The organism is Brevundimonas diminuta 3F5N (genome assembly GCF_900163625.1).
Classification (GTDB): Bacteria; Pseudomonadota; Alphaproteobacteria; order Caulobacterales; family Caulobacteraceae; genus Brevundimonas; species Brevundimonas diminuta_A.
Genome location: NZ_FUIE01000021.1, coordinates 14,119 through 38,300, shown reverse-complemented (window position 1 = coordinate 38,300; position 24,182 = coordinate 14,119). Strand labels below are relative to the sequence as shown.

38 protein-coding genes are annotated in these 24,182 nt (G+C 65.3%); 34 read left to right on the top strand and 4 right to left on the bottom strand.

Going from position 1 to position 24,182, the window contains the following annotated elements:
• Window positions 1-142: 142 nt before the first annotated feature.
• A complete protein-coding gene (locus tag FM111_RS16350) occupies window positions 143-307 on the bottom strand; it encodes a hypothetical protein (RefSeq protein ID WP_179205019.1) in 165 nt (54 codons plus the stop codon).
• A 150-nt stretch (window positions 308-457) separates the two neighbouring features.
• Here FM111_RS16350 and FM111_RS04570 point away from each other — a divergent pair, with 150 nt between their 5' ends.
• The 3 genes from FM111_RS04570 (at window position 458) to FM111_RS04560 (ending at window position 3,558) form a co-directional block, all read left to right on the top strand.
• Entirely contained in the window at window positions 458-1,615 is a 1,158-nt protein-coding gene (locus tag FM111_RS04570) for a GNAT family N-acetyltransferase (RefSeq protein WP_179205018.1), read from the top strand.
• Between the two features lie 13 nt (window positions 1,616-1,628).
• Window positions 1,629-2,558 (top strand): transcriptional regulator, encoded by a 930-nt coding sequence (locus tag FM111_RS04565; RefSeq protein WP_087139533.1) that lies wholly within the window; start codon window positions 1,629-1,631, stop codon window positions 2,556-2,558.
• A gap of 103 nt (window positions 2,559-2,661) precedes the next feature.
• Entirely contained in the window at window positions 2,662-3,558 is an 897-nt protein-coding gene (locus FM111_RS04560) for a GIN domain-containing protein (protein ID WP_087139532.1), read from the top strand.
• Between the two features lie 155 nt (window positions 3,559-3,713).
• On the opposite strand, the gene FM111_RS04555 is transcribed toward FM111_RS04560, so the two are convergent.
• Window positions 3,714-4,472, bottom strand: coding sequence for an outer membrane protein (locus tag FM111_RS04555; protein WP_087139531.1), 759 nt, complete (start codon window positions 4,470-4,472; stop codon window positions 3,714-3,716).
• A 586-nt stretch (window positions 4,473-5,058) separates the two neighbouring features.
• On the opposite strand from FM111_RS04555, the gene rpsJ reads away from it, so the two are divergent.
• From rpsJ to FM111_RS04405, 30 genes are all read left to right on the top strand, one after another.
• On the top strand, window positions 5,059-5,364 hold the full coding sequence (gene rpsJ, locus FM111_RS04550) for a 30S ribosomal protein S10 (RefSeq protein WP_003164367.1): 306 nt from the start codon (window positions 5,059-5,061) through the stop codon (window positions 5,362-5,364).
• Window positions 5,365-5,387: 23 nt separating this feature from the next.
• Window positions 5,388-6,131, top strand: a complete 744-nt coding sequence (gene rplC, locus FM111_RS04545; RefSeq protein WP_087139530.1) for a 50S ribosomal protein L3 — start codon at window positions 5,388-5,390, stop codon at window positions 6,129-6,131.
• Window positions 6,131-6,769, top strand: coding sequence for a 50S ribosomal protein L4 (gene rplD, locus FM111_RS04540; protein WP_003164369.1), 639 nt, complete (start codon window positions 6,131-6,133; stop codon window positions 6,767-6,769). The genes rplC and rplD overlap by 1 nt, the downstream gene beginning before the upstream one ends.
• Window positions 6,769-7,074, top strand: a complete 306-nt coding sequence (locus FM111_RS04535; protein ID WP_003170030.1) for a 50S ribosomal protein L23 — start codon at window positions 6,769-6,771, stop codon at window positions 7,072-7,074. The genes rplD and FM111_RS04535 overlap by 1 nt, the downstream gene beginning before the upstream one ends.
• Window positions 7,075-7,078: 4 nt before the next feature.
• A complete protein-coding gene (gene rplB / locus FM111_RS04530) occupies window positions 7,079-7,915 on the top strand; it encodes a 50S ribosomal protein L2 (protein WP_003164371.1) in 837 nt (278 codons plus the stop codon).
• A 2-nt stretch (window positions 7,916-7,917) separates the two neighbouring features.
• On the top strand, window positions 7,918-8,196 hold the full coding sequence (gene rpsS / locus FM111_RS04525; protein ID WP_003164372.1) for a 30S ribosomal protein S19: 279 nt from the start codon (window positions 7,918-7,920) through the stop codon (window positions 8,194-8,196).
• A 3-nt stretch (window positions 8,197-8,199) separates the two neighbouring features.
• Complete coding sequence (gene rplV, locus FM111_RS04520; protein WP_003164373.1) at window positions 8,200-8,580, top strand: 50S ribosomal protein L22; 381 nt, start codon at window positions 8,200-8,202, stop codon at window positions 8,578-8,580.
• Window positions 8,580-9,326, top strand: a complete 747-nt coding sequence (gene rpsC, locus FM111_RS04515; RefSeq protein ID WP_003164374.1) for a 30S ribosomal protein S3 — start codon at window positions 8,580-8,582, stop codon at window positions 9,324-9,326. The genes rplV and rpsC overlap by 1 nt, the downstream gene beginning before the upstream one ends.
• A gap of 6 nt (window positions 9,327-9,332) precedes the next feature.
• On the top strand, window positions 9,333-9,770 hold the full coding sequence (rplP, locus tag FM111_RS04510) for a 50S ribosomal protein L16 (protein WP_003164375.1): 438 nt from the start codon (window positions 9,333-9,335) through the stop codon (window positions 9,768-9,770).
• Window positions 9,770-9,967 carry a 50S ribosomal protein L29 gene (gene rpmC, locus FM111_RS04505; RefSeq protein WP_003164376.1) on the top strand — a complete coding sequence of 66 codons (198 nt, stop codon included), beginning with the start codon at window positions 9,770-9,772 and terminating at the stop codon, window positions 9,965-9,967. Before rplP ends, rpmC begins: the two co-directional genes overlap by 1 nt.
• 10 nt (window positions 9,968-9,977) lie before the next feature.
• Window positions 9,978-10,220 (top strand): 30S ribosomal protein S17, encoded by a 243-nt coding sequence (gene rpsQ, locus FM111_RS04500; RefSeq protein ID WP_087139529.1) that lies wholly within the window; start codon window positions 9,978-9,980, stop codon window positions 10,218-10,220.
• An 18-nt stretch (window positions 10,221-10,238) separates the two neighbouring features.
• On the top strand, window positions 10,239-10,607 hold the full coding sequence (gene rplN, locus FM111_RS04495; protein ID WP_021698481.1) for a 50S ribosomal protein L14: 369 nt from the start codon (window positions 10,239-10,241) through the stop codon (window positions 10,605-10,607).
• Window positions 10,608-10,609: 2 nt separating this feature from the next.
• A complete protein-coding gene (gene rplX, locus FM111_RS04490) occupies window positions 10,610-10,918 on the top strand; it encodes a 50S ribosomal protein L24 (RefSeq protein ID WP_087139528.1) in 309 nt (102 codons plus the stop codon).
• Window positions 10,918-11,475 carry a 50S ribosomal protein L5 gene (gene rplE / locus FM111_RS04485; RefSeq protein WP_087139527.1) on the top strand — a complete coding sequence of 186 codons (558 nt, stop codon included), beginning with the start codon at window positions 10,918-10,920 and terminating at the stop codon, window positions 11,473-11,475. The genes rplX and rplE overlap by 1 nt, the downstream gene beginning before the upstream one ends.
• A 19-nt stretch (window positions 11,476-11,494) precedes the next feature.
• Window positions 11,495-11,800: a 30S ribosomal protein S14 gene (rpsN, locus tag FM111_RS04480; protein WP_003164381.1), complete on the top strand. Its 306-nt coding sequence runs from the start codon at window positions 11,495-11,497 to the stop codon at window positions 11,798-11,800.
• Window positions 11,801-11,815: 15 nt separating this feature from the next.
• The gene (rpsH, locus tag FM111_RS04475) at window positions 11,816-12,214 is read left to right on the top strand and encodes a 30S ribosomal protein S8 (protein WP_087139526.1); all 399 of its coding nucleotides are present in this window, start codon (window positions 11,816-11,818) and stop codon (window positions 12,212-12,214) included.
• A gap of 1 nt (window position 12,215) precedes the next feature.
• On the top strand, window positions 12,216-12,749 hold the full coding sequence (gene rplF, locus FM111_RS04470; protein ID WP_087139525.1) for a 50S ribosomal protein L6: 534 nt from the start codon (window positions 12,216-12,218) through the stop codon (window positions 12,747-12,749).
• Between the two features lie 3 nt (window positions 12,750-12,752).
• A complete protein-coding gene (gene rplR / locus FM111_RS04465) occupies window positions 12,753-13,109 on the top strand; it encodes a 50S ribosomal protein L18 (RefSeq protein WP_003164382.1) in 357 nt (118 codons plus the stop codon).
• A gap of 13 nt (window positions 13,110-13,122) precedes the next feature.
• On the top strand, window positions 13,123-13,722 hold the full coding sequence (gene rpsE, locus FM111_RS04460) for a 30S ribosomal protein S5 (RefSeq protein WP_003164383.1): 600 nt from the start codon (window positions 13,123-13,125) through the stop codon (window positions 13,720-13,722).
• 3 nt (window positions 13,723-13,725) lie between these two features.
• The gene (rpmD, locus tag FM111_RS04455) at window positions 13,726-13,920 is read left to right on the top strand and encodes a 50S ribosomal protein L30 (RefSeq protein WP_003164384.1); all 195 of its coding nucleotides are present in this window, start codon (window positions 13,726-13,728) and stop codon (window positions 13,918-13,920) included.
• 163 nt (window positions 13,921-14,083) lie between these two features.
• Window positions 14,084-14,677, top strand: coding sequence for a 50S ribosomal protein L15 (gene rplO, locus FM111_RS04450; RefSeq protein WP_087139524.1), 594 nt, complete (start codon window positions 14,084-14,086; stop codon window positions 14,675-14,677).
• 147 nt (window positions 14,678-14,824) lie between these two features.
• Window positions 14,825-16,201, top strand: coding sequence for a preprotein translocase subunit SecY (gene secY / locus FM111_RS04445; protein WP_003164387.1), 1,377 nt, complete (start codon window positions 14,825-14,827; stop codon window positions 16,199-16,201).
• Window positions 16,202-16,227: 26 nt separating this feature from the next.
• Complete coding sequence (locus tag FM111_RS04440) at window positions 16,228-16,791, top strand: adenylate kinase (RefSeq protein ID WP_087139523.1); 564 nt, start codon at window positions 16,228-16,230, stop codon at window positions 16,789-16,791.
• A 69-nt stretch (window positions 16,792-16,860) separates the two neighbouring features.
• Window positions 16,861-17,568 carry a TonB family protein gene (locus FM111_RS04435; protein WP_218779170.1) on the top strand — a complete coding sequence of 236 codons (708 nt, stop codon included), beginning with the start codon at window positions 16,861-16,863 and terminating at the stop codon, window positions 17,566-17,568.
• A gap of 142 nt (window positions 17,569-17,710) precedes the next feature.
• Window positions 17,711-18,079 (top strand): 30S ribosomal protein S13, encoded by a 369-nt coding sequence (gene rpsM / locus FM111_RS04430; RefSeq protein ID WP_025978145.1) that lies wholly within the window; start codon window positions 17,711-17,713, stop codon window positions 18,077-18,079.
• 16 nt (window positions 18,080-18,095) lie between these two features.
• Entirely contained in the window at window positions 18,096-18,485 is a 390-nt protein-coding gene (gene rpsK / locus FM111_RS04425; protein ID WP_003164390.1) for a 30S ribosomal protein S11, read from the top strand.
• 88 nt (window positions 18,486-18,573) lie between these two features.
• Window positions 18,574-19,593, top strand: a complete 1,020-nt coding sequence (locus FM111_RS04420) for a DNA-directed RNA polymerase subunit alpha (protein WP_003164391.1) — start codon at window positions 18,574-18,576, stop codon at window positions 19,591-19,593.
• Window positions 19,594-19,707: 114 nt separating this feature from the next.
• Window positions 19,708-20,127, top strand: coding sequence for a 50S ribosomal protein L17 (gene rplQ / locus FM111_RS04415; RefSeq protein ID WP_087139521.1), 420 nt, complete (start codon window positions 19,708-19,710; stop codon window positions 20,125-20,127).
• A gap of 87 nt (window positions 20,128-20,214) precedes the next feature.
• Window positions 20,215-20,592 (top strand): DUF4180 domain-containing protein, encoded by a 378-nt coding sequence (locus FM111_RS04410; protein WP_087139520.1) that lies wholly within the window; start codon window positions 20,215-20,217, stop codon window positions 20,590-20,592.
• Window positions 20,589-21,065 carry a GNAT family N-acetyltransferase gene (locus tag FM111_RS04405; protein ID WP_087139519.1) on the top strand — a complete coding sequence of 159 codons (477 nt, stop codon included), beginning with the start codon at window positions 20,589-20,591 and terminating at the stop codon, window positions 21,063-21,065. The genes FM111_RS04410 and FM111_RS04405 overlap by 4 nt, the downstream gene beginning before the upstream one ends.
• 7 nt (window positions 21,066-21,072) lie before the next feature.
• Here the strand turns inward: FM111_RS04405 and FM111_RS04400 are convergent, their stop codons facing one another.
• Both FM111_RS04400 and FM111_RS04395 read right to left on the bottom strand, forming a co-directional pair.
• Entirely contained in the window at window positions 21,073-21,936 is an 864-nt protein-coding gene (locus FM111_RS04400) for a hypothetical protein (protein WP_087139518.1), read from the bottom strand.
• Window positions 21,933-22,832: an ABC transporter ATP-binding protein gene (locus FM111_RS04395; RefSeq protein WP_087139517.1), complete on the bottom strand. Its 900-nt coding sequence runs from the start codon at window positions 22,830-22,832 to the stop codon at window positions 21,933-21,935. The genes FM111_RS04400 and FM111_RS04395 overlap by 4 nt, the downstream gene beginning before the upstream one ends.
• A gap of 104 nt (window positions 22,833-22,936) precedes the next feature.
• On the opposite strand from FM111_RS04395, the gene FM111_RS04390 reads away from it, so the two are divergent.
• Entirely contained in the window at window positions 22,937-24,172 is a 1,236-nt protein-coding gene (locus FM111_RS04390; protein WP_087139516.1) for an alkaline phosphatase family protein, read from the top strand.
• The last annotated feature ends 10 nt before the right edge of the window (window positions 24,173-24,182 follow it).

Below are 24,182 nucleotides of genomic sequence, written 5' to 3'. Positions count from 1 at the left end.
CGAGTAATCGACGGGCGGCCCTTGAGGTCGCACAGTAAGTGTAAGCGTAAGCGTACCGGCCTCAAGCAGCCCGCAAGGGCGTTAGGCCGCAGTAAAGCGTAACAGAGCGGCCCCCGGAGAAATCCGGGGGCCGTTTTGCATGTCAGTCGTTCGGCGCGCCGGTAGCGGGGTCGGTTTCCGTGCGGCCTGAGTTGCTGCTGCCCTCGGCGCCCTTGGGCTCAGTGGCCGGGCGCGGCGGGGTGCCCTCCTTGTCGGGGCGCTGGTTCTCGTTCTCGGTTTCGCGGTTCTTGGGGCGTGGCGTCGTCATGGGAACCTCCTGAAAGAGGTCAATGCAGCGAGGCGCTGTGAAGCTCCGATCTTTTGCGCAACACGTCGAACGCTAACCCGGCCTCAAGGGCTTGGCCGTATGAGCCGGTGTTGGAACGGGACTTGCTGTGATCGTTCCGAAGGGAGCGTCATGTCGGGACCACTATCAGTTGAAATCCGCAACCTCGCCGACCTGTCGGCCGAGGAGGGCGCCCAATGGAACAAGTGGGCGCGTGCGGACCCGGACTTGAGCAGCCCTTATTTCCGTTGGGAGTTCGCGCGGACGGCCGGGCCGATCTGTCCCGGTTCGGCTGTCGCCGTCTTCAAACGGGACGGCCGCGTCGTCGGCTATTATCCGCATCAGCGCCGAGGCGGGACGGTTCAGCCCCTGGCTGCGCCGATGAACGACTATCATGGCGTTATCGGCCCGAGCGAGGACAAGCCTTCGATGCAGGAGGCGGCGGCTCTGATCGGCGCGCCGCGTTTCGCCGCCGCCGCCTGGATCGGCGAGGCGCCGCAGGCGATGCTGCGCAATCACAGCGTGGTCTCCGTAGTGCCTGACGAGGGCGGATTCGACGCCTGGTACGCCCGGCGCCGGAAAGCCTTCCCGAAATACTTCAAGGACAAGGAGCGTTCTCGTCGCGGCCTGGACGGCGCGTTCAGGGCGGTCGAAATCGAGATCGAGCTGCACGACCACGCCCTGCTGAAACGCCTGATCATCGAGAAGAGCGAACAGTACCGGCGAACGGGGCATCACGACATCTTCGCCTGCGGCTGGACGGGTGAAGTCCTGCACGCCTTGATGGATTGCCAGGGCGAGGACGGATTCGGGGCTTCCATGGCCGTGCTGCGCGTGGACGGGCGGGTCGTCGCCATGGAGTATTCCATGCACGCCGGGCGTCATTTCCACCTGTGGTTCCCAGTCTATGAGCAGGAGGTCGCGCGCTGGTCGCCCGGCATCGTGTTGACGCAGGAGACGATCCGGCTGGGATCGGAACGCGGCTATCGGATCTTCGACTACGGCGTCGGCGTCGGCGGCAGCTACAAGAAATACTATGACGACGGGGGCCTTGTGACCGCCGAGGGCGTTGTCGCTCGGCCGGGCGTCGGCAACGCCGTGTGCGCGACGGCGAGCGCCGCCCTGGGCGTCCTGGGCCATGCGCGGGCGGAGCGGCTGCGTATCAGCACCCAGCGGCGTTGGTCGGTGGTCGAGGCGTGTGAGACAAGTCTGGCCGGTCAGGCCTCGGGCGTGCTGAGAGCGGCCGCCGACATGGTGCGGAAACAAAAAGCGGCCGGCTCGGCCGATTGATGAGGAGAGCGGTATGACGGCTTCCATGACGCGCTACGCGGGCCCGATCACCCAGGCTGCGGTTCACCCCCATGCCCTGGTGGCGGACGGCTTCGCCGAGGATCAGGCTCTGGCCGAGGTGCTGGACCGTTATCCGGCCGACCTGTTCGACATCAACCTGTACGACTATGACGATGAGGGGCAGGTCAGCCTGCGCACCGGCGCTCGGGGGCGCCTGAACGGCGCCGAACTGCTGGAGGCGATCCAGCAGGGTCGCCTGTGGGTCAATATGCGCAAGGTCGAGCAGGGCTGGCCCGAGCTGTGGCGCGCGGCCATGGTCGACTTCGAGCGCATCCTGGGCGGCTATGGGTTGAAGGCGGCCAGCGCCAGCGGCCAGCTGATCCTGTCCTCGCCCAAGGCGCGGGTGCCCTATCATTTCGACGCCGGCGGGGTGGTGCTGTTCCACATGCGCGGGCGCAAGCGTTTGTTCGTCTATCCGGGCGACGAGGCGCACCTGCCGGAGCGCAGCATGGAGCAGGTCGTCACCCGCCAGACGACCGAAGAGATTCCCTATCGCCGCGCCTTTGAGGACGACGCCAGAATCGTCGACCTAGAGCCGGGGCAGGCGCTGACCTGGCCCTTCTATGCGCCGCATCGGGTGGAGAACCTGGACCGCTTCTGCGTCTCCCTGTCGGTGGAGTTTCAGAGCTGGCCTTCGCGCATCCGCAATGGGGCCCTCTACACCAACGCCTTCCTGCGTAGTCGGGGAGGGGAGCCGCGCGCCACGGATCGCATGAGCAAGCCCGAACTGGCTGCGCGCTGGGCCGCTTCGGTGGCGCTGAAGCGCGCGGGCCTGATGAAGAGCCGAATCGCCGCGTTCGAACGGGATTTCGAACCCGCTGTGGGCGCAACGGACGGGGCTGCGGCGCTGGCGCCGGATCGTGCAGGCGGTCCCGCAACCTGACGGTCGCCTTAGGTTAAAAGGGGTTCATGACCTCGATTTAAACTGACTTTGGGGCGTGGGGCCCTCAGTCTTCCCTGGACACAGAGACAGGGAGACCCCGCTGATGAAACCCGCCGCAATCGCCGCCGCCATCGGATCCGCACTGACCGCTTCCGCCGTGCTCGCGGCGCCGGCCCTGGCCGATGAAGTGACCATCCGCAACGCGGTGGCGCGCGTCATCGTCATCCCGGAAGACCGCGCAGACGTCGGCGTCGAGATCACGCCGGGTTCGGCCGGTTTGCCTGAGCTGCGCATCGAGCGTCGAGGCGATCAGGTGCGTATCGACGGCGGTCTGGGACGTGGCCGGGGCATGAGCTTCAACGGCGGTCAGATCGGCTCGTGCAACAGCGGTCCTGCGGACGCCCGCCAGCCCGGCGAAGGCGCATCGGTCGAGGTGCGCGGCAAGGGTCGTATTCGTCTGGAAGATGCGCCGCTGATCGTTCTGCGCACGCCGCGCGACGTGGACGTGAACGGCGGCGGCGCCGTGTTCGGCTCCATTGGACGCGGCGCGCGCTCGGTCGAACTGGGCAACGGCGGCTGCGGCTCCTGGACGGTGGCGAACGTCGATGGCGACATGAGCCTGTCGGTCGGCGGATCGGGCTCCATCCGGGCCGGCACGTCGCGCGATCTGGAAGCCGCCGTCGGCGGATCGGGCTCCATCTATGCGGGCGCGACGAGCAAGCTGGAGGCCAGCGTGGGCGGTTCGGGCAGTATCGATGTCGCCTCAGTCGACGGTGAGACCAAGGCGGCCATCGGCGGCTCGGGCGGGGTGCGTGTGAGGAATGGTCGGGCCACGACGCTGGAGGTGTCCATCGGCGGCTCGGGCGACGTGAATTTCGGCGGAACGGCGGGCGACGTCTCGGTGGCTATCGCCGGCTCGGGCGATGTGAGGGTCGCAGAGGCGACCGGCCGAGTGTCTCGCTCGATCGTGGGATCAGGGGATCTGCGCATCGGCCGCTGACGCCGCGACCCCCTGAAGGAGAAGGCCCGGGAGCGTGGAACCCCTCGGGCCTTTTTCATGCCTGGAGCCTATCCGGTCCGGGCAAACAAAAACCCCGGCGGATCGCTCCGCCGGGGTTTCGTTGATCCGTGCGGTCCGAAGACCGCGAAGATCGCTTAGAGGCCGAGCAGGGCGGACACGCCGTTGTGCGTGCGGCCCAGGTTGGCGCCGGCTTGGTCGCGAGCTTGCAGACCGCCGCCGAAGCTGTAGCGCATGCCGATCTTGAAGACGTTGGCGTCGACGTCCAGGTCCGAGGACTTGACGTAGTCGTAGCCGCCGAAGACCGAGTACGGCGAATTGGCGAACTGGTACTCAGCAGCCACGCCGGCCGACCAGGCGTCCACGTCGCTGTTGCCGATGAACATGTTGTCGGCGTCGACGGTGGTGTAGGCGGCGCCGCCGCTCAGGCGCAGTTGCGGGGTGGCGTAGAAGGCGGCGTCGCCGGCCACGGTCCAGATGTCGGCGTCAGCCGCGGTGCCGTACGAGACGACGCCCGTCAGGGTGGCGCGGTCCAGGTACTTCTGACCTTCCAGGCCGAAGGTGTTCAGCGTGGTGTTGCCCAGTTCCGACGCAGCGTAGAAGCCGCCGAAGCGCATGTCTTCGATCTTCTTCGACAGGTGCACGGCGCCGGCCAGGGTGGTTTCGTCGCCGGCGTGCTGGACGTCGGTGTAGGCGGCTTCAGCGTTGAAGGTCACGGTCCAGTCGCCGAACACCGGCGAAGCGACGGTGCCGTCGATGACGCCGCGGTTCACGTCGGTGCCTTCGACGTCAGCGTAGTTGTAGGCGATGCCGACCGAGCCGATGGCGTCTTGAGCGAAGGCGGGAGCGGCGATCAGGGTCGCGGCGGCGACCGAAGCGAGAAAGACGGTTTTCATTTTTTTGTCCTTATGTACTGCCGCCAAACAAGCTTGGCCCGTCCGGCGATGGGCGAGACATAGGTCGCTCTTTGGCGCTTTGCCGTAACAAACATGTCATGCAGAGGTCACATAGGGGGCGATGTTGCCCAAAAGTGACGCATTGCGGCATAACTGCGTCAGTATACGGAAGGCATTGCGGCCGCGCCTTTCCGCGGCGTTCATATGGCCGCTTTCTCGCCTCAGTCCCTAACGATCGGCCCGTGTTATGTTGCGTTGCAGCGGCCGAGGAGGGGCGCGGGCGCCGTGAGTCGCAAACCCTGACGGGGCGGGGATTTCCGCGCTTGACGGAAACGGAATCGGAAGGCATAAGCACCCCTCTTGTTGGACCGGCTGTGCACTTTCGGGTGCAGACGCGGTCCGCAGGGACGACCTAAGTTACTGTTCTTTGCAGCTTCTTGGGAACTTACGGCCTTCGCGGGGGACTGCGTGGGCCGCTCGTTTTTGCGGATTTGCGTTTCCTGGGGGCGAGCAATCGCTCTGAGGCTTCGGTCTTTGAAATGGTTCACAGGGACGCGGCTCCGGCCGCATGGGAATAACAACCGATATGGATCAAAGCATCCGCATCAGGCTCAAGGCCTTCGATCACCGCGTCCTCGACTTTTCGACGCGCGAAATCGTCAACACCGCCAAGCGCACGGGCGCGACCGTTCGTGGTCCGATCCCGCTGCCGACCCTGATCGAAAAGTTCACCGTGAACCGCTCGCCGCACGTCGACAAGAAGTCGCGTGAGCAGTTTGAAATCCGCACGCACAAGCGCGTGCTCGACATCGTCGACCCCACCCCGCAGACCGTGGACGCGCTCATGAAGCTCGACCTGTCCGCCGGCGTGGACGTCGAGATCAAGATCTAAGAAAGAAAGAGGCGGGATCCGACATGCGCACGGGCGTGATCGCCAAGAAGCTGGGGATGACCCGCGTGTTCGCCGATGACGGCGCACACGTTCCGGTCACTGTACTCCAGCTCGACGGCTGCCAAGTCGTCGGCCAACGTACCAAGGAGCGCGACGGTTACGTCGCCCTTCAGCTGGGCGCTGGCGTTAAGAAGGCCAAGAACACGGCCAAGGCTCAACGCGAAGTTTTCGCGAAGGCCGAGGTTGAACCTAAGGCCTATGTAACCGAGTTCCGCGTGGGTGAAGACGCCCTGCTGGACGTGGGCGCCGAACTGTCGGCCGACCACTTCCTCGCGGGCCAGAAGGTCGACATCCAGGGCCATACCATTGGTAAGGGCTTTGCCGGCGCCATGAAGCGCTGGAACTTCGGTGGTCTGCGCGCCTCGCACGGCGTGTCGATTTCGCACCGTTCGCATGGCTCGACCGGCCAGCGTCAAGATCCGGGCAAGGTCTTCAAGGGCAAGAAGATGGCTGGCCATCTCGGCCAGGAAGTCGTCACGACCCAGAACCTGACCGTCGTCCGCGTCGATGCTGAGCGTGGCCTGATCCTGATCAAGGGCGCTGTCCCGGGTCACGACGGCGCCTACGTCAAGGTCAGCGACGCCATCAAGAAGGCTCGCCCTTCCGACGCCCCGTTCCCGGGCGCCGTGAAGTCGGCTGCTGCTCAACCCGCGTCGACGCCGGCTGAAGCTCCGGCCGTTGAAGCGACCGAAGGCGGTGAAGCGTAATGAAACTCTCGGTCATCAAACTCGACGGCAAGGCTGCTGGCGACGTTGAGCTGTCGGACGCCGTTTTCGGCATCTCCGACATCCGCGGCGACCTGCTGGCCCGTTACGTCAACTGGCAGTTGGCCAAGCGCCGCGCTGGTACGCACAAGGTTCAAACCCGCAACGAGAACTCTCGTACGGGCAAGAAGATGTACAAGCAGAAGGGCACCGGCGGCGCTCGTCACGGTTCGCGCCGTGCGCCGCAGTTCGTCGGCGGTTCGCGCGCCTTTGGTCCGGTTGTCCGTGACCACGGCTACTCGCTGCCGAAGAAGGTCCGCGCCCTGGCTCTGCGTCACGCCCTGTCGTCCAAGGCCAAGGCCGGCGACCTGGTCGTCGTCGACAGCGTCTCGGTCAAGGAAGCCAAGACGGCCTCGCTGCGCGAGACCTTCGGCAAGCTGGGCTGGACCAAGGCTCTGATCATCGCGGGTCCGGAAGTTGAAACCAACTTCGGCCTGGCCGCGCGCAACATCCCGCACATCGACGTGCTGCCGAACGCCGGCCTGAACGTCTATGACATCCTGCGGGCCGACAAACTGGTGCTGACCAAGGCGGCTGTTGAAGCCATCGAGGCGCGCTTCGCTGAGAAGGAAGCCGCATAATGGCCGCCGCTCAACCCACCGCCAAGCACTACGACACCATCCTGGCTCCGGTGATCACCGAGAAGGCCACGATCCTGTCGGAGCAGAACAAGGTCGTCTTCCGCGTCGCCGGCACGGCGACCAAGGACGAGATCGCTGCCGCGGTCGAAAGCCTGTTCAAAGTCAACGTCCTCAAGGTCAACACCCTGGTTCAAAAGGGCAAGACCAAGCGCTTCCGGGGCATCCTGGGCCGTCGCGTGGACATCAAGAAAGCGATCGTGACGCTGGCCGATGGTCAGTCGATCGACGTCACGACGGGGCTCTAAGAAGATGGCTCTGAAGCATTACAATCCGACGTCGCCGGGCCGCCGCGCCCTGGTGCTGGTCGACCGTTCCGAGCTGCACAAAGGCCGCCCGGAGAAGTCGCTGACCGAAGGCCTGACCAAGTCGGGCGGTCGTGGTCAGGGCGGTCGCATCGCTGTCCGCTTCCGCGGCGGCGGCGCCAAGAAGCTGTACCGCAAGATCGACTTCAAGCGTCGCAAGTTCGACGTGGTCGGCACGGTCGAGCGTCTGGAATACGACCCCAACCGCACCGCCTTCATCGCCCTGGTTGTCTACCCGGACGGCGAGAAGACCTACATCATCGCGCCTCAGCGCCTTCACGCCGGCGACACCATCGTCGCGGGTGAGAAGGTCGACGTGAAGCCGGGCAACGCCATGCCGCTGCGCTCGATCCCCGTCGGCACCATCATCCACAACGTGGAGATGAAGCCGGGCAAGGGCGCTCAGCTGGCCCGTTCGGCCGGCGCCTACGCTCAACTGGTCGGTCGCGACCAGGGCTACGCTCAGATCCGTCTGGGCTCGGGCGAGCTTCGCATGGTCCTGGACGGCTGCATGGCCGTGGTCGGCGCCGTGTCGAACCCCGAGCACATGAACCAGAACCTGGGCAAGGCGGGCCGCAAGCGTCACATGGGCTGGCGTCCGCACGTCCGCGGCGTCGCCATGAACCCGATCGACCACCCGCATGGTGGTGGTGAAGGCCGGACCTCTGGTGGTCGTACCCCGGTTACGCCGTGGGGCAAGGACACCAAGGGCACCCGTACCCGCAAGAACAAGGCCACGGATAAGTTCATCATCCGTAGCCGTCACGTGAAGAAGGCTCGCTAAGAATGGCCCGCTCCTCCTGGAAAGGCCCGTTTGTCGACGGGTATCTGCTCAAGAAGGCCGACGCCGCTCAATCGTCGGGCCGCAAGGACGTGATCAAGACGTGGTCGCGCCGCTCCACCATCCTGCCGCAGTTCGTCGGTCTGACGTTCGGCGTCCACAACGGCCAGAAGCATGTGCCGGTGTCGGTCTCCGAAGAAATGGTCGGCATGAAGTTCGGCGAGTTCGCCCCGACCCGGAACTTCCCGGGCCACGCGGCGGACAAGAAGGCCAAGAGGAAGTAATCCATGGCCCAGACCAAGAACCCCCGTCGCGTTGAAGCGACCGAGGCCCGCGCCAAGCTGGTCAACGTCCGCATCAGCCCGCAGAAGCTGAACCTGGTGGCCGCGTCGATCCGCGGTCTGCCGGTCCAGAAGGCGCTGAACGAGCTGGAATTCAGCCACAAGCGCATCGCTGGCGATGTCCGCAAGGTTCTGTACTCGGCGATCTCGAACGCCGAGAACAACCACAACCTCGACATCGACAACCTGGTTGTCGCCGAGGCCTTCGTGGGCAAGAACCTGGTGATGAAGCGTTTCGCGAGCCGCGCTCGCGGTCGCTCCTCGCGCATCCTGAAACCCTTTAGCGAGATCACGATCGTGGTCCGTGAAGCCGGCGAGGCTGCCTGATGGGACAGAAAATCAATCCGATCGGTCTGCGCCTCGGCGTGAACCGCACGTGGGACAGCCGCTGGTTCGCCGGCGGCGCTGACTACGCCAAACTGCTCCATCAGGATCTGAAGCTGCGCACGTGGCTGAAGGAACGCCTGTCGGCCGCCGGCGTGTCGCGCATCATCATCGAGCGCCCCCACAAGAAGTGCCGCGTGACGATCTACGCCGCCCGTCCGGGTGTCGTGATCGGCAAGAAGGGCGCTGACATCGAGAAGCTCCGCAAGGACATCTCGGCCCGCACCGAAGGCGAAGTTCACCTGAACATCGTCGAGGTCCGCAAGCCGGAGACCGACGCTCAGCTGATCGCCGAGAACATCGCTCAGCAGCTGGAACGCCGTATCGCGTTCCGCCGCGCCATGAAGCGTTCGATGCAGTCGGCCATGCGCCTGGGCGCCAAGGGCGTCCGCATCAACGTCTCGGGCCGTCTGGGCGGCGCCGAAATCGCTCGTATGGAATGGTACCGCGAAGGTCGCGTGCCGCTTCACACGCTGCGCGCCGACATCGACTACGGCTTCTATGAAGCCAAGACGACCTACGGCATCATTGGCGTGAAGGTCTGGGTGTTTAAGGGTGAAGTGCTCGAGCACGACCCGATGGCCCAGGACAAGCGCTGGGCCCAGGAAGCCTCGGGTCCGTCGTCCAACGAAGGCCGTGAGCGCGGCCCCCGCGGTGATCGCGGTCCGCGCCGTGGTCGTGAGGGCTGATAGGCCATGTTGCAACCGAAAAAGACCAAGTACCGCAAGGCCTTCAAGGGCCGCATCCACGGCTCGTCCAAGGGTGGTTTCTCGCTGAACTTCGGCTCCTACGGTCTGAAGGCCGTCGAGCCGGAGCGCATCACGGCGCGTCAGATCGAAGCGGCTCGCCGCGCGATCACCCGTCAGATGAAGCGTCAGGGCCGCGTCTGGATCCGTATCTTCCCCGACGTGCCGGTCTCCGGCAAGCCGGCCGAAGTGCGGATGGGTAAGGGCAAGGGTGCGGTGGACCACTGGGCCGCTCGCGTGGCCCCGGGCCGCATCATGTTCGAAATCGACGGCGTGCCGGACGACGTGGCTCGTGAAGCGCTGCGCCTCGGCGCCGCCAAGCTGCCGATCCGCACCAAGGTGGTCACTCGCCTGGACGCCGGCATCGTTACGGAGCAAGCCGCCTAATGACCAAGATCGCCGATCTCCGGTCGCAAACCGTCGACCAGCTGTCCGACGAGCTGCTGAAGCTCAAGAAGGAACAGTTCAACCTGCGCTTCCAGGCCGCCACCGGCCAGATGGAAAAGACCCACCGGGTCTCGGAAGTGCGCAAGGACATCGCTCGCATCTCGACGCTTCTGCGCGAGAAGCGTGCGGCCTCGTAAGGAAACACCGATGCCCAAACGCATTCTTGAAGGCGTGGTCGTCTCCGACAAAGGCGACAAGACCGTCGTCGTGAAGGTCGAGCGCACCCTGCTGCACCCGCTGCTCCGCAAGACGGTCCGCAAGTCCAAGAACTACCACGCCCACGATGAAGCTAACGCTCTCAAAGTCGGCGATATCGCGCGCATCATCGAATGCGCCCCCAAGTCCAAGCTGAAGCGCTGGGAAATCATTTCCCCGGCCTCGGCTTCGTAAGAAGAAGGATCGGATCCCATGATCCAGATGCAAACTAACCTGGAGGTCGCCGATAATTCGGGCGCTCGCCGGGTCATGTGCATCAAGGTGTTGGGCGGCTCCAAGCGCCGCTACGCCTCGGTGGGCGACACCATTGTCGCCTCGGTGAAGGAAGCGATTCCGCGCGGCCGTGTGAAGAAGGGCGACGTCGTTCGCGCCATCGTCGTGCGCACCGCTAAGGACATCCAGCGCAAGGACGGCTCGGTCATTCGTTTTGACAAGTCGGCCGCCGTCATCGTCAACAAGCAGAACGAGCCTGTCGGCACCCGTATCTTCGGCCCGGTTCCGCGCGAGCTGCGCGCCAAGAACCACATGAAGATCATCTCGCTGGCTCCGGAGGTTCTGTAACCATGGCCGCCAAGATCAAGAAGGGCGACAACGTCGTCGTCCTGACCGGCAAGGACAAGGGCCGCACCGGCAAGGTGATCCAGGTCCTGCCGACCGAAAACCGCGTCGTCGTGCAAGGCGTCAACATGGTTCAGCGCCACACGCGCCCGACCCAGGCTGACCCGCAAGGCGGCATCAAGCACAAGGAAGCCTCGCTTCACCTGTCGAACGTCGCGATCGCCGACGCCAACGGCAAGGCGACCCGCGTGGGCTTCAAGGTCGAGGGGGACAAGAAGGTCCGCTTCGCCAAGTCGACGGGAGACGTCATCTGATGGCCGACACCAAGTACACGCCGCGCCTCAAGGCCGAATATCAGGACCGCATCCGCGGCGTCCTGAAGGAAAAGTTCGGCTACTCGAACGAGATGCAGATCCCCAAGCTGGACAAGATCGTCCTGAACATGGGTATCGGTGAAGCTGTCGCCGACTCCAAGAAGGCCAACGCGGCCCTCAAGGATCTGACGGCCATCGCCGGCCAGAAGGCTGTGCCGACCAAGGCTCGTAACTCCATCGCTGGCTTCAAGCTGCGCGAAGGCATGGTCATCGGCGGCAAGGTCACGCTGCGCGGCGCCCAGATGTACGAGTTCCTGGACCGTTTCATCACGATCGCTCTGCCGCGCGTGAAGGACTTCCGGGGCCTGAAGGGCACTTCGTTCGACGGTCGCGGCAACTACGCCACGGGTCTGAAGGAGCACATCGTGTTCCCGGAGATCAACTACGACCAGATCGACCAGATGTGGGGCATGGACATCGTTGTCTGCACCACGGCCAAGACCGATGAGGAAGCCAAGGCTCTCCTCACCGAGTTCAAGTTCCCGTTCGTGAACTGATCGGGAAGGGAAGAGATCAATGGCTAAGAAAAGCGCCGTAAACCGCAACGAAGCCGTCAAGGCCCTGGTTGCGAAGTATGCCGCGAAGCGGGAAGCCCTGAAGGCGACCGCCAACGACGAGAGCCTGCCGCTGGAGGAGCGCTTCGACGCGCGCCTGAAGCTGGCTGCCCTGCCGCGTAACTCCGCACCGACCCGCATTCGCAACCGTTGCGAAGTGACCGGCCGTCCGCGGGCTTACTACCGCAAGCTCAAGATGAGCCGTGTCGCCCTGCGTGAGCTGGGCAACATGGGTCAGATCCCCGGCCTGACGAAGTCGAGCTGGTAAGGGGAGCGAACAGATATGATGATCAACGATCCCCTGAGCGACATGATCGCTCGCATCAAGAACGCGGCTACCCGCAAGCGTTCGTCGGTGCTCACCCCGGCTTCCCGTCTGCGTCAGCGCGTCCTCGACGTGCTGCAGGACGAAGGCTACATCCGCGGCTACTCGCTGGTTCAAAACCCCGGTGAGTTTCCGCAGTTCGAGATCGAGCTGAAGTACTTCGACGGCCAGCCGGTGATCGCCGAGATCGCCCGCGTGTCGAAGCCCGGCCGCCGCGTCTACTCGGCCATCAGCGATCTGAAGCCGATCAAGAACGGCCTCGGCATCTCGATCCTTTCGACTTCGAAGGGCGTCATGTCCGACGCCGCCGCCCGCGACGCTAACGTCGGCGGCGAAGTCCTCTGCAGGGTCTACTGATATGTCTCGTATCGGCAAGAAAACCATCGCTGTGCCGAAGGGCGTGACTGTCACGCTCAACGGCCAGGCCGTCACTGTGAAGGGTCCCAAGGGCGAACGCTCTTGGACCGTCGCCGAAGAGATCGAAGTCACGCAGGAAGGCGACGAACTGTCGCTGACCCCGCGTTCGGACACCCAGCGCGCTCGCGCCATGTGGGGTCTGTCGCGCACGCTGGTCGCCAACATGGTGACCGGTGTGACCGACGGCTTCGAGAAGACCCTGGAGCTGGTCGGCGTCGGTTACCGCGCCGCCCTGAAGGGCAAGGATCTCTCGCTGCAGCTCGGCTTCTCGCACGACGTGGACATCGTTCCGCCGGAAGGCATCACCTTCGCCGTGCCGAAGCAGACCGAGATCAAGATCTCGGGCAACGACAAGCAGGCTGTGGGCGAAATCGCCGCCGTCATCCGCAAGATGCGTCCGCCGGAACCCTATAAGGGCAAGGGCGTGCGCTACCAGGGCGAGTTCGTCCGGCGCAAGGAAGGCAAGAAGAAGTAAGTCATGGCTCTCTCTCTTCAACAACAAGCCAAGCGTCGCGCCGAGCGCACCCGTCGTCGCCTCAAGGCGGTGGCCAATGGTCGTCTGCGTCTGTCGGTCTTCCGTTCGGACAAGAACATCTCGGCTCAGATCATCGACGATGCCCAGGGCATCACGGTGGCTTCCGCCTCGTCGCTGGAAGGCGGCAAGGGTTCCAAGGGTTCGGACGTCGCAGCCGCCGCCAAGATTGGCAAGCTGATCGCCGAGCGCGCCATCGAGAAGGGCGTCACGGACGTCGTCTTCGACCGTGGCGGCTACATCTATCACGGCCGGGTCAAGGCGCTGGCGGAAGCCGCGCGCGAAGCCGGTCTGAACTTCTAAGGGAACGGCAAGCATGGCTCGTGAACCCCAACGCGGCGGCGGCGATCGCAACCGTCGCGACAACCGCAACGCTCCCGTTGAAGGTCCGGATTCGGACATCATCGAGAAGCTGGTGCACATCAACCGCGTCGCCGCCACCGTCAAAGGCGGCCGCCGGTTCTCGTTCGCGGCCCTGATGGTCGTCGGCGACGGCAAAGGCCGCGTCGGCTTCGGTCACGGCAAGGCGCGCGAAGTGCCGGAAGCCATCCGTAAGGCGACCGAAGAAGCCAAGAAGACCATGATCAAGGTTCCGCTGCGCGAGAACCGCACCCTGCACCACGACGGCTCGGGCCGTTGGGGCGCCGGCAAGATCATGATGCGCGCTGCCCCTCCGGGCACGGGCGTCATCGCGGGTGGTCCGATGCGTGCGGTCCTCGAAACCCTCGGCGTCCAGGACGTCGTGGGCAAGTCGACCGGCTCTTCGAACCCCTACAACATGATCCGCGCCACCTTCGAAGCTCTGAAGGTTCAGTCGTCGCCGCGCCAGATCGCCTCCAAGCGGGGCAAGAAGGTGTCCGACCTGATGGGCCGCCGCAATGACGGCGCCTCGGCGCCGGAAGCCGTGGAGGGCTGATAGATGGCCAAGACCGAAAACAAGACTGTGACCGTCCGTCAGACGGCGAGCCCGATCCGCCGCAAGTCGGATCAGCGCGCCACCCTGGTGGGCCTGGGTCTCAACCAGATCGGCCGTGAGTCGACCCTGGAAGACACCCCCTCCGTCCGTGGGATGATCGCAAAGGTCGCCCACATGGTGGAAGTGGTCGAGAAGTAAGACGGTTCGCCCTCTCCCGTTCGCGGGGGAGGGCGTTTCGCTTTATGAAGGAAGCATCTTGCGATGCTGACGCGGGTCGCTTAATCAGCGGCCCTTCAATTTATCCAACGCCGAGTCAGGACCGCCTGGCGGACCTGGCGCTAGAACCCGAAAGGATCAGGCAATGAAGCTGAATGAAATTCGTGACAACGAGGGCGCCGCCAAGAAGCGTATGCGCGTCGGCCGCGGCCCGGGCTCGGGCAAGGGCAAGACCGCCGGTCGCGGCGTCAAGGGTCAGAAGTCGCGTTCGGGCGTCGCCATCGGCGGCTTCGAAGGCGGCCAGATGCCGCTGTACATGCGTATGCCGAAGCGCGGCTTCAACGTGCCGAACGCGCCGAAGCTGGCTGAAGTCAACCTGTGGCGCCTGCAAGAGGCCATCGAGGCCGGCAAGCTGGACGCCAAGGCCGAGATCAACGGCGCGGCACTGGTCGCCGCCGGCGTGATCCGTCGCGTCAAGGACGGCGTGCGCGTCCTTGGCGAAGGCGAACTGAAGGCCAAGCTGAACCTGGTCGTGTGGTCGGCCTCGTCGGGCGCCATCAAGGCGATCGAAGCCGCCGGCGGCTCGGTCACCCAGCAGCGCATCGAAGCCGAAGCCAAGGCTGCGGCTCGCCTCGAGAAGCGCAACGCCGCTCGCGGCAAGGCGCCGGAACCCAAGGCTCCGAAGGGCGACGCCAACAAGATCTCGGCTCGCGCCAAGCGCACCGCCGCCAAGGCCTAAAATCCGATATCGTCATCCCGTCGGGGCGCGGCTTTCGCGTCTCCGCCGGGATCGTCCGGACCGGGATGACGATTTTCCGAAAGCGGCCCTCGCAAGAGCGCCGCTTTCCGCCTATCTGACGACGGGCATAGTCGTGGGGACCGCCTGATGGCTTCGGCCGCTGAACAACTTGCTGCCAATATGAACATGGGCTCGTTCGCGAAAGCGACCGAGCTGCACAAGCGCCTGCTGTTCACGCTGGGCGCGCTGCTGGTCTACCGGATCGGCACCTATGTTCCGATCCCTGGGATCAACGGCGAGGCCTTCCTGGCCTTCTTCCAGAACCCGGATGGCCAACGCGGCATCCTGGACATGTTCAACATGTTCTCGGGCGGCGCGGTCGAGCGCATGGCCGTGTTCGCGCTGAACGTCATGCCCTACATCTCGGCGTCGATCATCGTCCAGCTGATGGGCGCGGTGTATCCGCCGTGGGAGAAGCTGAAGAAGGAAGGCGGCGAGTCGGGCCGCAAGCAGCTGAACCAGTACACCCGCTATCTGACGGTGTTCTTGGCCCTGGCCCAGTCCTTCGGCATCGCTGTGGGCCTGAACGCCCAGCCGGGCCTGATCGATCAGCCGGGTCTGTTCTTCATCATTTCGACGGTCACCGTCCTGACCGGCGGCACCATGTTCCTGATGTGGCTGGGTGAGCAGGTGACGGCGCGCGGCGTCGGCAACGGCATCTCCCTGATCATCTTCGCTGGCATCGTGGCGGTTCTGCCGTCGACGGTGGCGCGCATGCTGGGCCTGGCCCAGCAGGGTCAGATGTCGGCCTTCACCCTGCTGTTCATCGCTATCATGGCGGTGGCGGTCATCGTCTTCATCGTCTTTATGGAACGCGCCCAGCGCCGCCTTCTGATCCAGTATCCGAAGCGCCAGGAAGGCAACCGCATGACCGGCGGCGAGCGCAGCTTCCTGCCGCTGAAGGTCAACACCGCGGGCGTGATCCCGGCCATCTTCGCCTCGTCGCTGCTGATGCTGCCGACGACGGTGGCCCAGTTCACCGCCAATGCGAACCTGCCGGACTGGATGAGCTGGCTGCCCCTGGTGACGGCACAGCTGACCCATGGCCAGCCGGTGTTCATGATCCTGTACGCCGTCCTGATCGTCTTCTTCTGCTTCTTCTACACCTCGATCACCTTCAACCCGGAGGACACGGCCGAGAACCTGCGCAAGTACGGCGGCTTCCTGCCGGGCATCCGTCCGGGCAAGCGCACGGCCGAGTATCTGGACTATGTCCTGACGCGTCTGACGGTGATCGGCGCCGCCTACATCACCGCCGTCTGTCTGCTGCCGGAGTTCCTGGTCAGCAGCCTGGGCAACAGCCTGTACTTTGGCGGAACGTCTATCTTGATCGTGGTCTCGGTGACGATGGACACTGTCGCCCAGATCCAGTCGCACCTGCTGGCGCACCAGTATGAAGGGCTGATCAAGAAGGCCAAGTTGCGCGGCCGTGGCCGGGGCGGTTCCGCTCCTGTCCGTCGCTGATCGGGTAGGGGAGCCCGGAATATAAAATGAACCTGATCCTGTTCGGGCCGCCTGCGGCCGGCAAGGGCACCCAGGCCAAGCGGCTGGTCGAAGAGCGGGGCATGGTCCAGCTCTCGACTGGTGACATGCTGCGCGCGGCTATCGCTTCCGGCTCGGAGCTGGGGCTGAAGGTCAAGGACGTGCTGGCGCGCGGCGACCTCGTCACCGACGAGATCGTCATCGCTCTGATCGAAGCTCGCCTGCCGGAGGCCGAGGCCGCCGGCGGCGCCATCTTCGACGGTTTCCCCCGCACGGTGGCCCAGGCTGAAGCCCTGGACCTCATGCTGGCCAAGTGCGGCGCCAAGATCGACAGCGTCATCCGTCTGAAGGTGGACGACGCCGCCCTGACCGACCGCATCGGCAAGCGCTTCGCCGAGCAGGGCCGGGCGGACGACAACCCTGAGACCTTCAAGGACCGTCTGGCCGTGTACAACCGCCAGACTGCGCCACTGCTTCCCTACTATGCAGATCAGGGCAAGCTGACTGAGGTCGACGGCATGGGCGATATCGCCGCCGTGGCCGCCGCCATCGACGCGGCGCTGGACGCCTGAGCCGACACGCGGTCTGATCTCCTCCGCTTCTGAAGCGTTAGCGCTCGGAAGCCTGTTCGGGAGAGACGGTTGCGGCCGAAACGAATGAAGCAATGGCGCTGGGGCGCGGCGGGGCTTGTGGCCCTTCTGCACCTCGGCGCCTTTGTGCTTTTGGGCGTAGGGCGGCCCGAGGCGCCCTTCATTGCGCCGCCGCCGCTCATCATTGTCGATCTGGTCCGTCCTGAGCCGATCGCACCGCCGCCTCCGCCGCCGCCAGAGCCTGCATCGTCACAGGGGGGCGGGGAGCCGGCCGCGCCGTCGGTCGTGCGTCCCGCGCGCCCACGTCCTGAGCCGCCCAAGCCGGAAGTCACGCCGCCGCCGCGCCCGGCCCCCGAGCAACCGCTGGTGATCGGCGTTGCGCCAGAACCTGGCCCGACGCCTGGTCAGGGGCAGGGCGGGCAGGGGACCAGCAGCGGGGGCGGCAGCGGCTCGGGTGTTGGTCCCGGCGTGGGTGATGGGCCGCCGCGCATCATTCGCGGGCCCACGGTGGGCGAACTGCGGGCGCTGCATCCCCGCGAGGCCTTCCGTCAGCGGCGAGGCGGCCAGGCGACCCTGGCCTGCCGCGTTCGCCTCGACACCACCTTGAGCGATTGCCGTCTGGTGGACGAATCGCCGCCGGGAATGGGATTCGGCCAGGCGGCTCTTGCAGCTTCGCGTTATTTCCGCTTTCGTCCTCCGACGCAGAACGGAGCGCCGATTGATGGTCGAGAGGTCCGGGTGGGGGTCGAATGGCCCTGAGCCAGCCTGCTCACGGCGCTTGCCCGTTGACGCATCGGGAATCCCCTGTATAAGGGCGGCCTTCCGCGAAGGGCGTACACGTTCCAGGTCTGTTGACCGGAGCGGTTTCTGCGTCTGAATTAACGCGTACTTGGAGAATTTCGTGGCCCGTATCGCAGGCGTCAACATTCCGACGAACAAGCGCGTTGAAATCGCGCTTCAGTACATTCACGGCATTGGCGCGCACAACGCCAAGGAGATCACGGCCAAGATCGGCATCGAGCCGGCTCGCCGCGTGAACCAGCTGACCGACGCGGAGATCCTGCAGATCCGCGAGACCATCGACCGCGACTTCACCGTCGAAGGCGACCTGCGCCGCGAGACGTCGATGAACATCAAGCGCCTGATGGACCTGGCCTGCTACCGCGGCCTGCGTCACCGTAAGGGCCTGCCGGTCCGCGGCCAGCGCACTCACACCAACGCTCGCACCCGCAAGGGTCCGGCCAAGCCGATCGCCGGCAAGAAGAAGTAAGAGAGAGGCCTGACCGATGGCTAAGGAACCGGGTCGCGTTAAGCGCCGCGAACGCAAGAACATCACCTCGGGCGTCGCCCACGTGAACGCTTCGTTCAACAACACCATGGTGACCATCACCGACGCTCAAGGGAACGCGATTTCCTGGTCGTCGGCCGGCCACATGGGCTTCAAGGGCTCGCGCAAGTCGACGCCGTACGCCGCTCAGATGGCTGCGGAAGACGCAGGCAAGAAGGCCGCCGAGCACGGCGTCAAGACGCTGGAAGTGAACGTCTCGGGTCCGGGTTCGGGCCGTGAGTCGGCCCTGCGCGCCCTGCAGGCCGTCGGCATGACGATCACGACCATCCGTGACGTGACGCCGATGCCGCACAACGGCTGCCGTCCGCCGAAGCGCCGTCGCGTCTAAGGTTCACGCCGCCTACCCCTTCTCCCGGCGGCTCCTGTTGTTCTGAACGTGAGAACACGGAGCCGTCGAAACCCGTTCGAGGGACTTTATGATCGAAAGAAACTGGCAAGAGCTGATCCGTCCCGAGAAACCGCAAGTCGAGGGCGGGTCTGACCCGCAGCATAAGGCGCGTCTGATCGCCGAGCCTCTCGAGCGCGGTTTCGGTGTGACGCTCGGCAACGCGCTTCGTCGCGTTCTGCTGTCTTCGCTTCAAGGCGCGGCGGTCACGGCCATTCAGATCGACGGCGTGGTGCACGAGTTCTCGTCGCTGGAAGGCGTTCGCGAGGACGTCGTCGACATCGTTCTGAACATCAAGCAACTGGCCCTGCGTATGCACGCAGAAGGTCCGAAGCGGATGACGCTGCGCGCCACGGGCCCCGGCCCGGTGACTGCGGCTCAGATCGACCTGCCGGCCGACATCGAGGTGCTGAACCCGGATCACGTGATCTGCACCCTGGATGACGGCGCGTCGGTCCGCATGGAACTGACGGTCCAGAACGGCAAGGGCTACGTCGCCGCCGAACTGAACCGCCCGGAAGACGCTCCGATCGGCCTGATCGCTGTCGACGCCCTGTATTCGCCGGTTAAGCGCGTCGCCTATCGCGTCGAGCCGACCCGTCAGGGGCAGTCGCTGGACTACGACAAGCTGATCCTGGAAGTCGAAACCAACGGCGCCGTCTCGCCGGTTGACGCGGTGGCTTACGCCGCCCGCATCCTGCAAGACCAGCTGCAGATCTTCATCACCTTCGATGAGCCGACCAAGGCTGTCGAGCAGTCGGACGGCAAGCCCGAACTGCCCTTCAACCCGTCGCTGCTGAAGAAGGTGGACGAGCTGGAGCTGTCGGTCCGTTCGGCGAACTGCCTGAAGAACGACAACATCGTCTACATCGGCGACCTGATCCAGAAGACCGAGGGCGAAATGCTTCGCACCCCGAACTTCGGCCGCAAGTCGCTGAACGAAATCAAGGAAGTTCTGGCGTCCATGGGACTGAGCCTCGGCATGGATGTGCCGAACTGGCCGCCGGAAAACATCGAAGATCTGGCCAAGAAGTTCGACGACCAGATCTGATCATCAACCCTCCGCCCAGGTCCGTTGGATCGGTTGGGGCGGTTAGAATGAGAGGCCCCAGGTCTCGTCCGCCAAGTAGGGACGGGAAACCAGGGTTGAGTAGGAGAGACCCCGATGCGCCACGGCGCCGCCTATCGTAAGCTCGGCCGTACGGTCAGCCACCGCCAGGCCATGTTCGCCAACATGGCCGCCTCGCTGATCAAGCACGAGCAGATCACGACCACCCTGCCGAAGGCGAAGGAACTGCGTCCCTTCGTCGAGAAGCTGGTCACCCTCGCCAAGAAGGGCGACCTGCACGCTCGTCGTCAGGCCATCAGCGCCGTTCGCGACGTGCCGCAAGTCGGCAAGCTGTTCGACACGCTGGCTCCTCGTTACGCCGAGCGTAACGGCGGCTATATCCGCATCATGAAGGCGGGCTTCCGTCACGGCGACAACGCCGCGATGGCCGTGATCGAGTTTGTCGATCGCGACGTGGCCGCCAAGGGCCTGGACTCCGGTCCGGTCTTCGCCATCGAGGGCGACGACGAGGCCTGATCGGACCTCTCGGTCTGACCAAGATTGAAGGGCGGTTGGAGCAATCCAGCCGCCCTTTTTTTCGCAAACTGCTGAAGGGACCGTTCGATGATCCGCGTGGAGACTTGGAACGACCTCGTCGTGGTTGTGTGCGGGCCGGACGGCGCTCAACTGGCGCAGACGGCCGACATCAATGACTTCCTGTCGCTGGCTTTTGAAGCGAACGCTGATTGGCTGGCCGTGCCGGTATCGCGTCTGGGCGAGGACTTTTTGCGTCTTCGCAGTCGGTTGGCGGGGGAGACCACGCAGAAGTTCGTCAATTATCGCGTCGGCCTGGCGATCATTGGCGATATCAGCACCGAGGCGGCCGGGTCCGTGGCGTTGGCCGACTATGTGAGGGAATGCAATCGAGGCCGATCCGTGTGGTTTCTGCCCGATCTGAACGCCCTGAAGACGAAGCTTGAAACGGGACGGAACGGGGCATGACGACCAGTATGGTGCGAGAATTCGATCCGGCGTCGGCGGCGGACCGTTCGACCTGGCGCACGTTGAATGAGGCCTGGCTGGCGGAGGGCGGTTTCGACATCGAAGCCAAGGACCGGAAGGTGCTGGACGATCCGCAGGGGCAGATCCTGGCCTCGGGCGGCCGCATCTTCTTCATCGAGCGGGAGGGTGAAGTTGTAGGCTGCTGCGCCCTGATGGCTATGGATGACGCCGGGTTCGAGGTCGCCAAGATGACGATTGCGCCCGCCGCGCGGGGCTACGGCCTGTCGCGGCGCCTACTGGAGGTCTGTGAAGCGGCCGCGCGCGAAGCGGGCGCACCGCGTCTCTATCTTGAGACCAGCTCGACGCTCGGCCCGGCGCTGGCGCTCTATGACAGCTTCGGCTTCATCCGTCTGCCGCCACGCGAGACGCCCTATGTCCGCGCTGACGTCTTCATGGAGAAGGCGCTGGGCTGATCCGGCCCTATTCCTTCGACAGATCCTGCCGCTGGAACCACCACAGCGCCAGGAAGAAGGGCGCGAAGCTCCACAGCGCCAGTCCCGTCACGGCGCGCCAGCCGACGCCTGCGGGCAGGAGTGCGGTTTCCATTCCGCCCTTAATCAGGACTTTCAGCACCTCATAGGATTCGCCGGGGAACAGCAGCATGGTCGCCCAGTCGCCCATCTGCCAGCCGAACAGAGGGCTCATCTTGGCCAGGAAGAACTGACCGACGCCGATGACGAGGGGCACGAACAGCGCCGCCAACAGGGAGCGCGTCACCGTGGCGGCCAGCAGGCTGAGCAGCAGGAACTGCACCACTCGTACGTAGGACAGCAGGGCCAGCAGACCGAAGGCCTGCGCTTCGTCCCCGCCAAAGCCGAAGGTGAAGCTGCGCCCGAAGATCAGTCCCTTGGCGACATCGGCGCCCATGCTGGCGATCAACAGAAGGAGCAACCCCGCGAGGGTCAGCAGCTTGACCGCCCCGGCCTTGCCCATAATCAGATTGGGGCGGCTGTTGCGAGCGGTGATCAGGCGCCAGGTCTCCCAGCGGTAGTCGCCGGCGAAGACCGTGGCGGCGCCGATCAGCAGGAAGGCCAGCACGCCGGGATTGGCCAGGCCGCCCGCCGCATCGACCAACGCCGGACCGAGATCCAGCGCGCCGGGCGTCAGCTTTAATTCCGGCGGCAGGCTGTCGGCCGCGCCGCTCATCTTGGATTGCAGGAACAGATACCCGCCGATCGCCAGAACCAGCGAAATCAGCGGCACGAAGATGACGCTCCAGAACACGGCCGTGCGGTTCTGCAGCAGGCGCCAGGTTTCGGAGCGAATGGCGTCGGCCAGCATCATGCGCGGCCTCCTGCAGGCGAAGAGGTTTCGGTCATAAAGACGCTTTCCAGATCGGCGCCGACCCAGCGGGCCTCGTCGATGTCGACGCCCTGTTCGATCAGGGCGCGCAGCAGGGCGGGGGCCTCGGCGCGGGGCACGGCGGCCATGACGGCGTCGTCCTGAACGCTGCCACGCTCGCCCAGCACGGCCATGACCTTGGCCAGGGGCGTGGCCGACAGGCGCAGGCGCTCGCCCGAGGCGGTCAGGTCGCTGACCTTGCCCTCGGCCGCCAGCTTGCCCCGGTTCAGAATGGCCACGCGGTCGCAGACGCGCTGGACCTCCAGCAACTGGTGGCTGGCCAGGATGATGGTCACGCCGTCGTCGTCCGCCAGACTGCGGATCAGGGCGCGCATTTCCTGGATGCCGGGCGGGTCCATGCCGCTGGTCGGTTCATCGAGGATGACCAGATCGGGCCGGGTCATCAGGGCGGCGGCGACGCCCAGCCGCTGCATCATGCCGACCGAGAAGCCGCGCACCTTGCGATCCGCCGCCTCGGTCAGACCGACGCGATCCAGCCAGCGATCGGTCTCTGCGTCAGCGCCCATTCCATGCGCCAGCGCCAGCCAACGCAAGGCCTGGCGCGCGGTCAGATAGGGCGGATAGCGCGGCGTCTCGATCATCGAGCCCATGCGCCGGGTCACGGCGGGATCGCCGGTGTGCTGGCCCATCACCCGCACCTCGCCCGCCGTGGGCCGGATCAGGCCCAGCAGGATGCGGAACAGGGTCGACTTGCCCGCGCCGTTCGGCCCCAGCACGCCATAGACCCCCCCGCGCGGTATGCTGAGACTGAGGCCGTCCAGGGCGCGCACCGCGCCATAGGTCTTGGTCAGGCCGCTCGTTTCGATAACGCTGGTCATGAATCACAGCGTGGCCCGGCGGTGGAAAACCGGCAAGCCGTCTTCTGTCTGTCGCGGATTAAGCTTAGGCAACATTCCCGAAAAGCCGCTTTCGGGAGTCCCTCATGTTTGATCGTCTGTTCGGGCTGGCGCGCGTCGCCGTTCTGACGCTGGCCGTCGCCGCCTGCGCCACCACGCCGCCCGCGCCGCCTGTCGAGACGGCCCAGGCGCCGAACGTCATCCTGATCTCCATCGACGGTTTCCGCGCGGATTATCTGCAGCGCGGAGCGACGCCGGTGCTGGCGCAACTGGCGGCCGAGGGGGCGTCGGGGCCGATGAAGCCGTCCTTCCCCAGCGTGACCTTCCCCAACCACTACACTCTGGTCACGGGCCTGCATCCCGATCACCACGGCATCGTCGGCAACAACATGGTCGACGCCGAACTGGGCCGCTTCTCGCTTGGCAACAAACAGGCGGTCACCGATCGTCGCTGGTGGGACCAGGGCGAGCCGATCTGGGTCTCGGCCGAACGGCAGGGCGTGAAGACGGCCACCATGTTCTGGCCAGGGTCGGAGGCCGATATCCGTGGCGTGCGGCCCAGCTACTGGACGCCCTTCGACCAGTCGATGCCCGGGGACGCGCGCGTGGATCAGGTGCTGGCCTGGCTGGACCTGCCCGCCGCCCAGCGCCCAGCGCTGACCACCCTCTATTTTGATGTCGTGGACACCATGGGCCACCACCACGGACCGGATGCGCCGCAGACGCTGGAGGCCATGCGCTCCGTCGACGCCTCCATCGGCCGCCTGATCGAGGGGCTAAAGGCGCGGGGCCTGTATGAGAACACCGTCCTGGTGGTGGTGTCGGATCACGGCATGGCGGCCACCTCGCCCGACCGCGTGACGGTGCTGGACGACATCATCGATCCGGAGGCGGTGCAGATCGTCTACGGCGGCCCCGTCACCTTCCTGAACCCTGTCGCCGGGCGCGAGGCCGAGGTGGAGCAGGCTCTGCTGGGCTCGCGCCCGCACCTGGACTGCTGGCGCAAGAGCGAGATTCCGGCGCGCCTTGTCCTAGGCTCCAACCCGCGCGTCTCGGGCATCGTCTGCGCCTCCGAGCCGGGCTGGCTGCTGGCGACCCGTGCGCGTCCTGTGACCAAGCCCGGCGGCGCCCACGGCTATGACAACGCCGCGCCCGAGATGCAGGCCATCTTCATCGCCCACGGTCCCGGCGTCATCGCCGGACGGCGGCTGCAGAACCTGGACAGCGTCGACGTCCAGCCCTTCCTGGCTCGCCTTCTGGGCGTCTCCGCCCCGCGCAGCGACGGCGACCCGAACGACACTTTGCCGGTGACGCAGCGCTGAGCAACCCTAA

What these genes read in the sequence shown, in the direction of transcription:
- FM111_RS04555 (WP_087139531.1), bottom strand. Translation starts at nt 4,472, where the DNA reads ATGAAAACCGTCTTTCTCGCTTCGGTCGCCGCCGCGACCCTGATCGCC.
- rpsE (WP_003164383.1), top strand. Translation starts at nt 13,123, where the DNA reads ATGGCTCGTGAACCCCAACGCGGCGGCGGCGATCGCAACCGTCGCGAC.
- secY (WP_003164387.1), top strand. Translation starts at nt 14,825, where the DNA reads ATGGCTTCGGCCGCTGAACAACTTGCTGCCAATATGAACATGGGCTCG.
- FM111_RS04410 (WP_087139520.1), top strand. Translation starts at nt 20,215, where the DNA reads ATGATCCGCGTGGAGACTTGGAACGACCTCGTCGTGGTTGTGTGCGGG.
- rplQ (WP_087139521.1), top strand. Translation starts at nt 19,708, where the DNA reads ATGCGCCACGGCGCCGCCTATCGTAAGCTCGGCCGTACGGTCAGCCAC.
- FM111_RS04395 (WP_087139517.1), bottom strand. Translation starts at nt 22,832, where the DNA reads ATGACCAGCGTTATCGAAACGAGCGGCCTGACCAAGACCTATGGCGCG.
- FM111_RS04560 (WP_087139532.1), top strand. Translation starts at nt 2,662, where the DNA reads ATGAAACCCGCCGCAATCGCCGCCGCCATCGGATCCGCACTGACCGCT.
- rpsQ (WP_087139529.1), top strand. Translation starts at nt 9,978, where the DNA reads ATGCCCAAACGCATTCTTGAAGGCGTGGTCGTCTCCGACAAAGGCGAC.
- rpmC (WP_003164376.1), top strand. Translation starts at nt 9,770, where the DNA reads ATGACCAAGATCGCCGATCTCCGGTCGCAAACCGTCGACCAGCTGTCC.
- rplV (WP_003164373.1), top strand. Translation starts at nt 8,200, where the DNA reads ATGGCCCAGACCAAGAACCCCCGTCGCGTTGAAGCGACCGAGGCCCGC.
- rpsJ (WP_003164367.1), top strand. Translation starts at nt 5,059, where the DNA reads ATGGATCAAAGCATCCGCATCAGGCTCAAGGCCTTCGATCACCGCGTC.
- FM111_RS04440 (WP_087139523.1), top strand. Translation starts at nt 16,228, where the DNA reads ATGAACCTGATCCTGTTCGGGCCGCCTGCGGCCGGCAAGGGCACCCAG.
- rplD (WP_003164369.1), top strand. Translation starts at nt 6,131, where the DNA reads ATGAAACTCTCGGTCATCAAACTCGACGGCAAGGCTGCTGGCGACGTT.
- rplC (WP_087139530.1), top strand. Translation starts at nt 5,388, where the DNA reads ATGCGCACGGGCGTGATCGCCAAGAAGCTGGGGATGACCCGCGTGTTC.
- FM111_RS04400 (WP_087139518.1), bottom strand. Translation starts at nt 21,936, where the DNA reads ATGATGCTGGCCGACGCCATTCGCTCCGAAACCTGGCGCCTGCTGCAG.
- rplR (WP_003164382.1), top strand. Translation starts at nt 12,753, where the DNA reads ATGGCTCTCTCTCTTCAACAACAAGCCAAGCGTCGCGCCGAGCGCACC.
- rpsN (WP_003164381.1), top strand. Translation starts at nt 11,495, where the DNA reads ATGGCTAAGAAAAGCGCCGTAAACCGCAACGAAGCCGTCAAGGCCCTG.
- rplO (WP_087139524.1), top strand. Translation starts at nt 14,084, where the DNA reads ATGAAGCTGAATGAAATTCGTGACAACGAGGGCGCCGCCAAGAAGCGT.
- FM111_RS04405 (WP_087139519.1), top strand. Translation starts at nt 20,589, where the DNA reads ATGACGACCAGTATGGTGCGAGAATTCGATCCGGCGTCGGCGGCGGAC.
- rpsS (WP_003164372.1), top strand. Translation starts at nt 7,918, where the DNA reads ATGGCCCGCTCCTCCTGGAAAGGCCCGTTTGTCGACGGGTATCTGCTC.
- rplE (WP_087139527.1), top strand. Translation starts at nt 10,918, where the DNA reads ATGGCCGACACCAAGTACACGCCGCGCCTCAAGGCCGAATATCAGGAC.
- FM111_RS04390 (WP_087139516.1), top strand. Translation starts at nt 22,937, where the DNA reads ATGTTTGATCGTCTGTTCGGGCTGGCGCGCGTCGCCGTTCTGACGCTG.
- rplN (WP_021698481.1), top strand. Translation starts at nt 10,239, where the DNA reads ATGATCCAGATGCAAACTAACCTGGAGGTCGCCGATAATTCGGGCGCT.
- rplF (WP_087139525.1), top strand. Translation starts at nt 12,216, where the DNA reads ATGTCTCGTATCGGCAAGAAAACCATCGCTGTGCCGAAGGGCGTGACT.
- FM111_RS16350 (WP_179205019.1), bottom strand. Translation starts at nt 307, where the DNA reads ATGACGACGCCACGCCCCAAGAACCGCGAAACCGAGAACGAGAACCAG.
- rpmD (WP_003164384.1), top strand. Translation starts at nt 13,726, where the DNA reads ATGGCCAAGACCGAAAACAAGACTGTGACCGTCCGTCAGACGGCGAGC.
- FM111_RS04420 (WP_003164391.1), top strand. Translation starts at nt 18,574, where the DNA reads ATGATCGAAAGAAACTGGCAAGAGCTGATCCGTCCCGAGAAACCGCAA.
- FM111_RS04535 (WP_003170030.1), top strand. Translation starts at nt 6,769, where the DNA reads ATGGCCGCCGCTCAACCCACCGCCAAGCACTACGACACCATCCTGGCT.
- rplP (WP_003164375.1), top strand. Translation starts at nt 9,333, where the DNA reads ATGTTGCAACCGAAAAAGACCAAGTACCGCAAGGCCTTCAAGGGCCGC.
- rpsK (WP_003164390.1), top strand. Translation starts at nt 18,096, where the DNA reads ATGGCTAAGGAACCGGGTCGCGTTAAGCGCCGCGAACGCAAGAACATC.
- rpsC (WP_003164374.1), top strand. Translation starts at nt 8,580, where the DNA reads ATGGGACAGAAAATCAATCCGATCGGTCTGCGCCTCGGCGTGAACCGC.
- rplB (WP_003164371.1), top strand. Translation starts at nt 7,079, where the DNA reads ATGGCTCTGAAGCATTACAATCCGACGTCGCCGGGCCGCCGCGCCCTG.
- rplX (WP_087139528.1), top strand. Translation starts at nt 10,610, where the DNA reads ATGGCCGCCAAGATCAAGAAGGGCGACAACGTCGTCGTCCTGACCGGC.
- FM111_RS04570 (WP_179205018.1), top strand. Translation starts at nt 458, where the DNA reads ATGTCGGGACCACTATCAGTTGAAATCCGCAACCTCGCCGACCTGTCG.
- FM111_RS04565 (WP_087139533.1), top strand. Translation starts at nt 1,629, where the DNA reads ATGACGGCTTCCATGACGCGCTACGCGGGCCCGATCACCCAGGCTGCG.
- rpsH (WP_087139526.1), top strand. Translation starts at nt 11,816, where the DNA reads ATGATGATCAACGATCCCCTGAGCGACATGATCGCTCGCATCAAGAAC.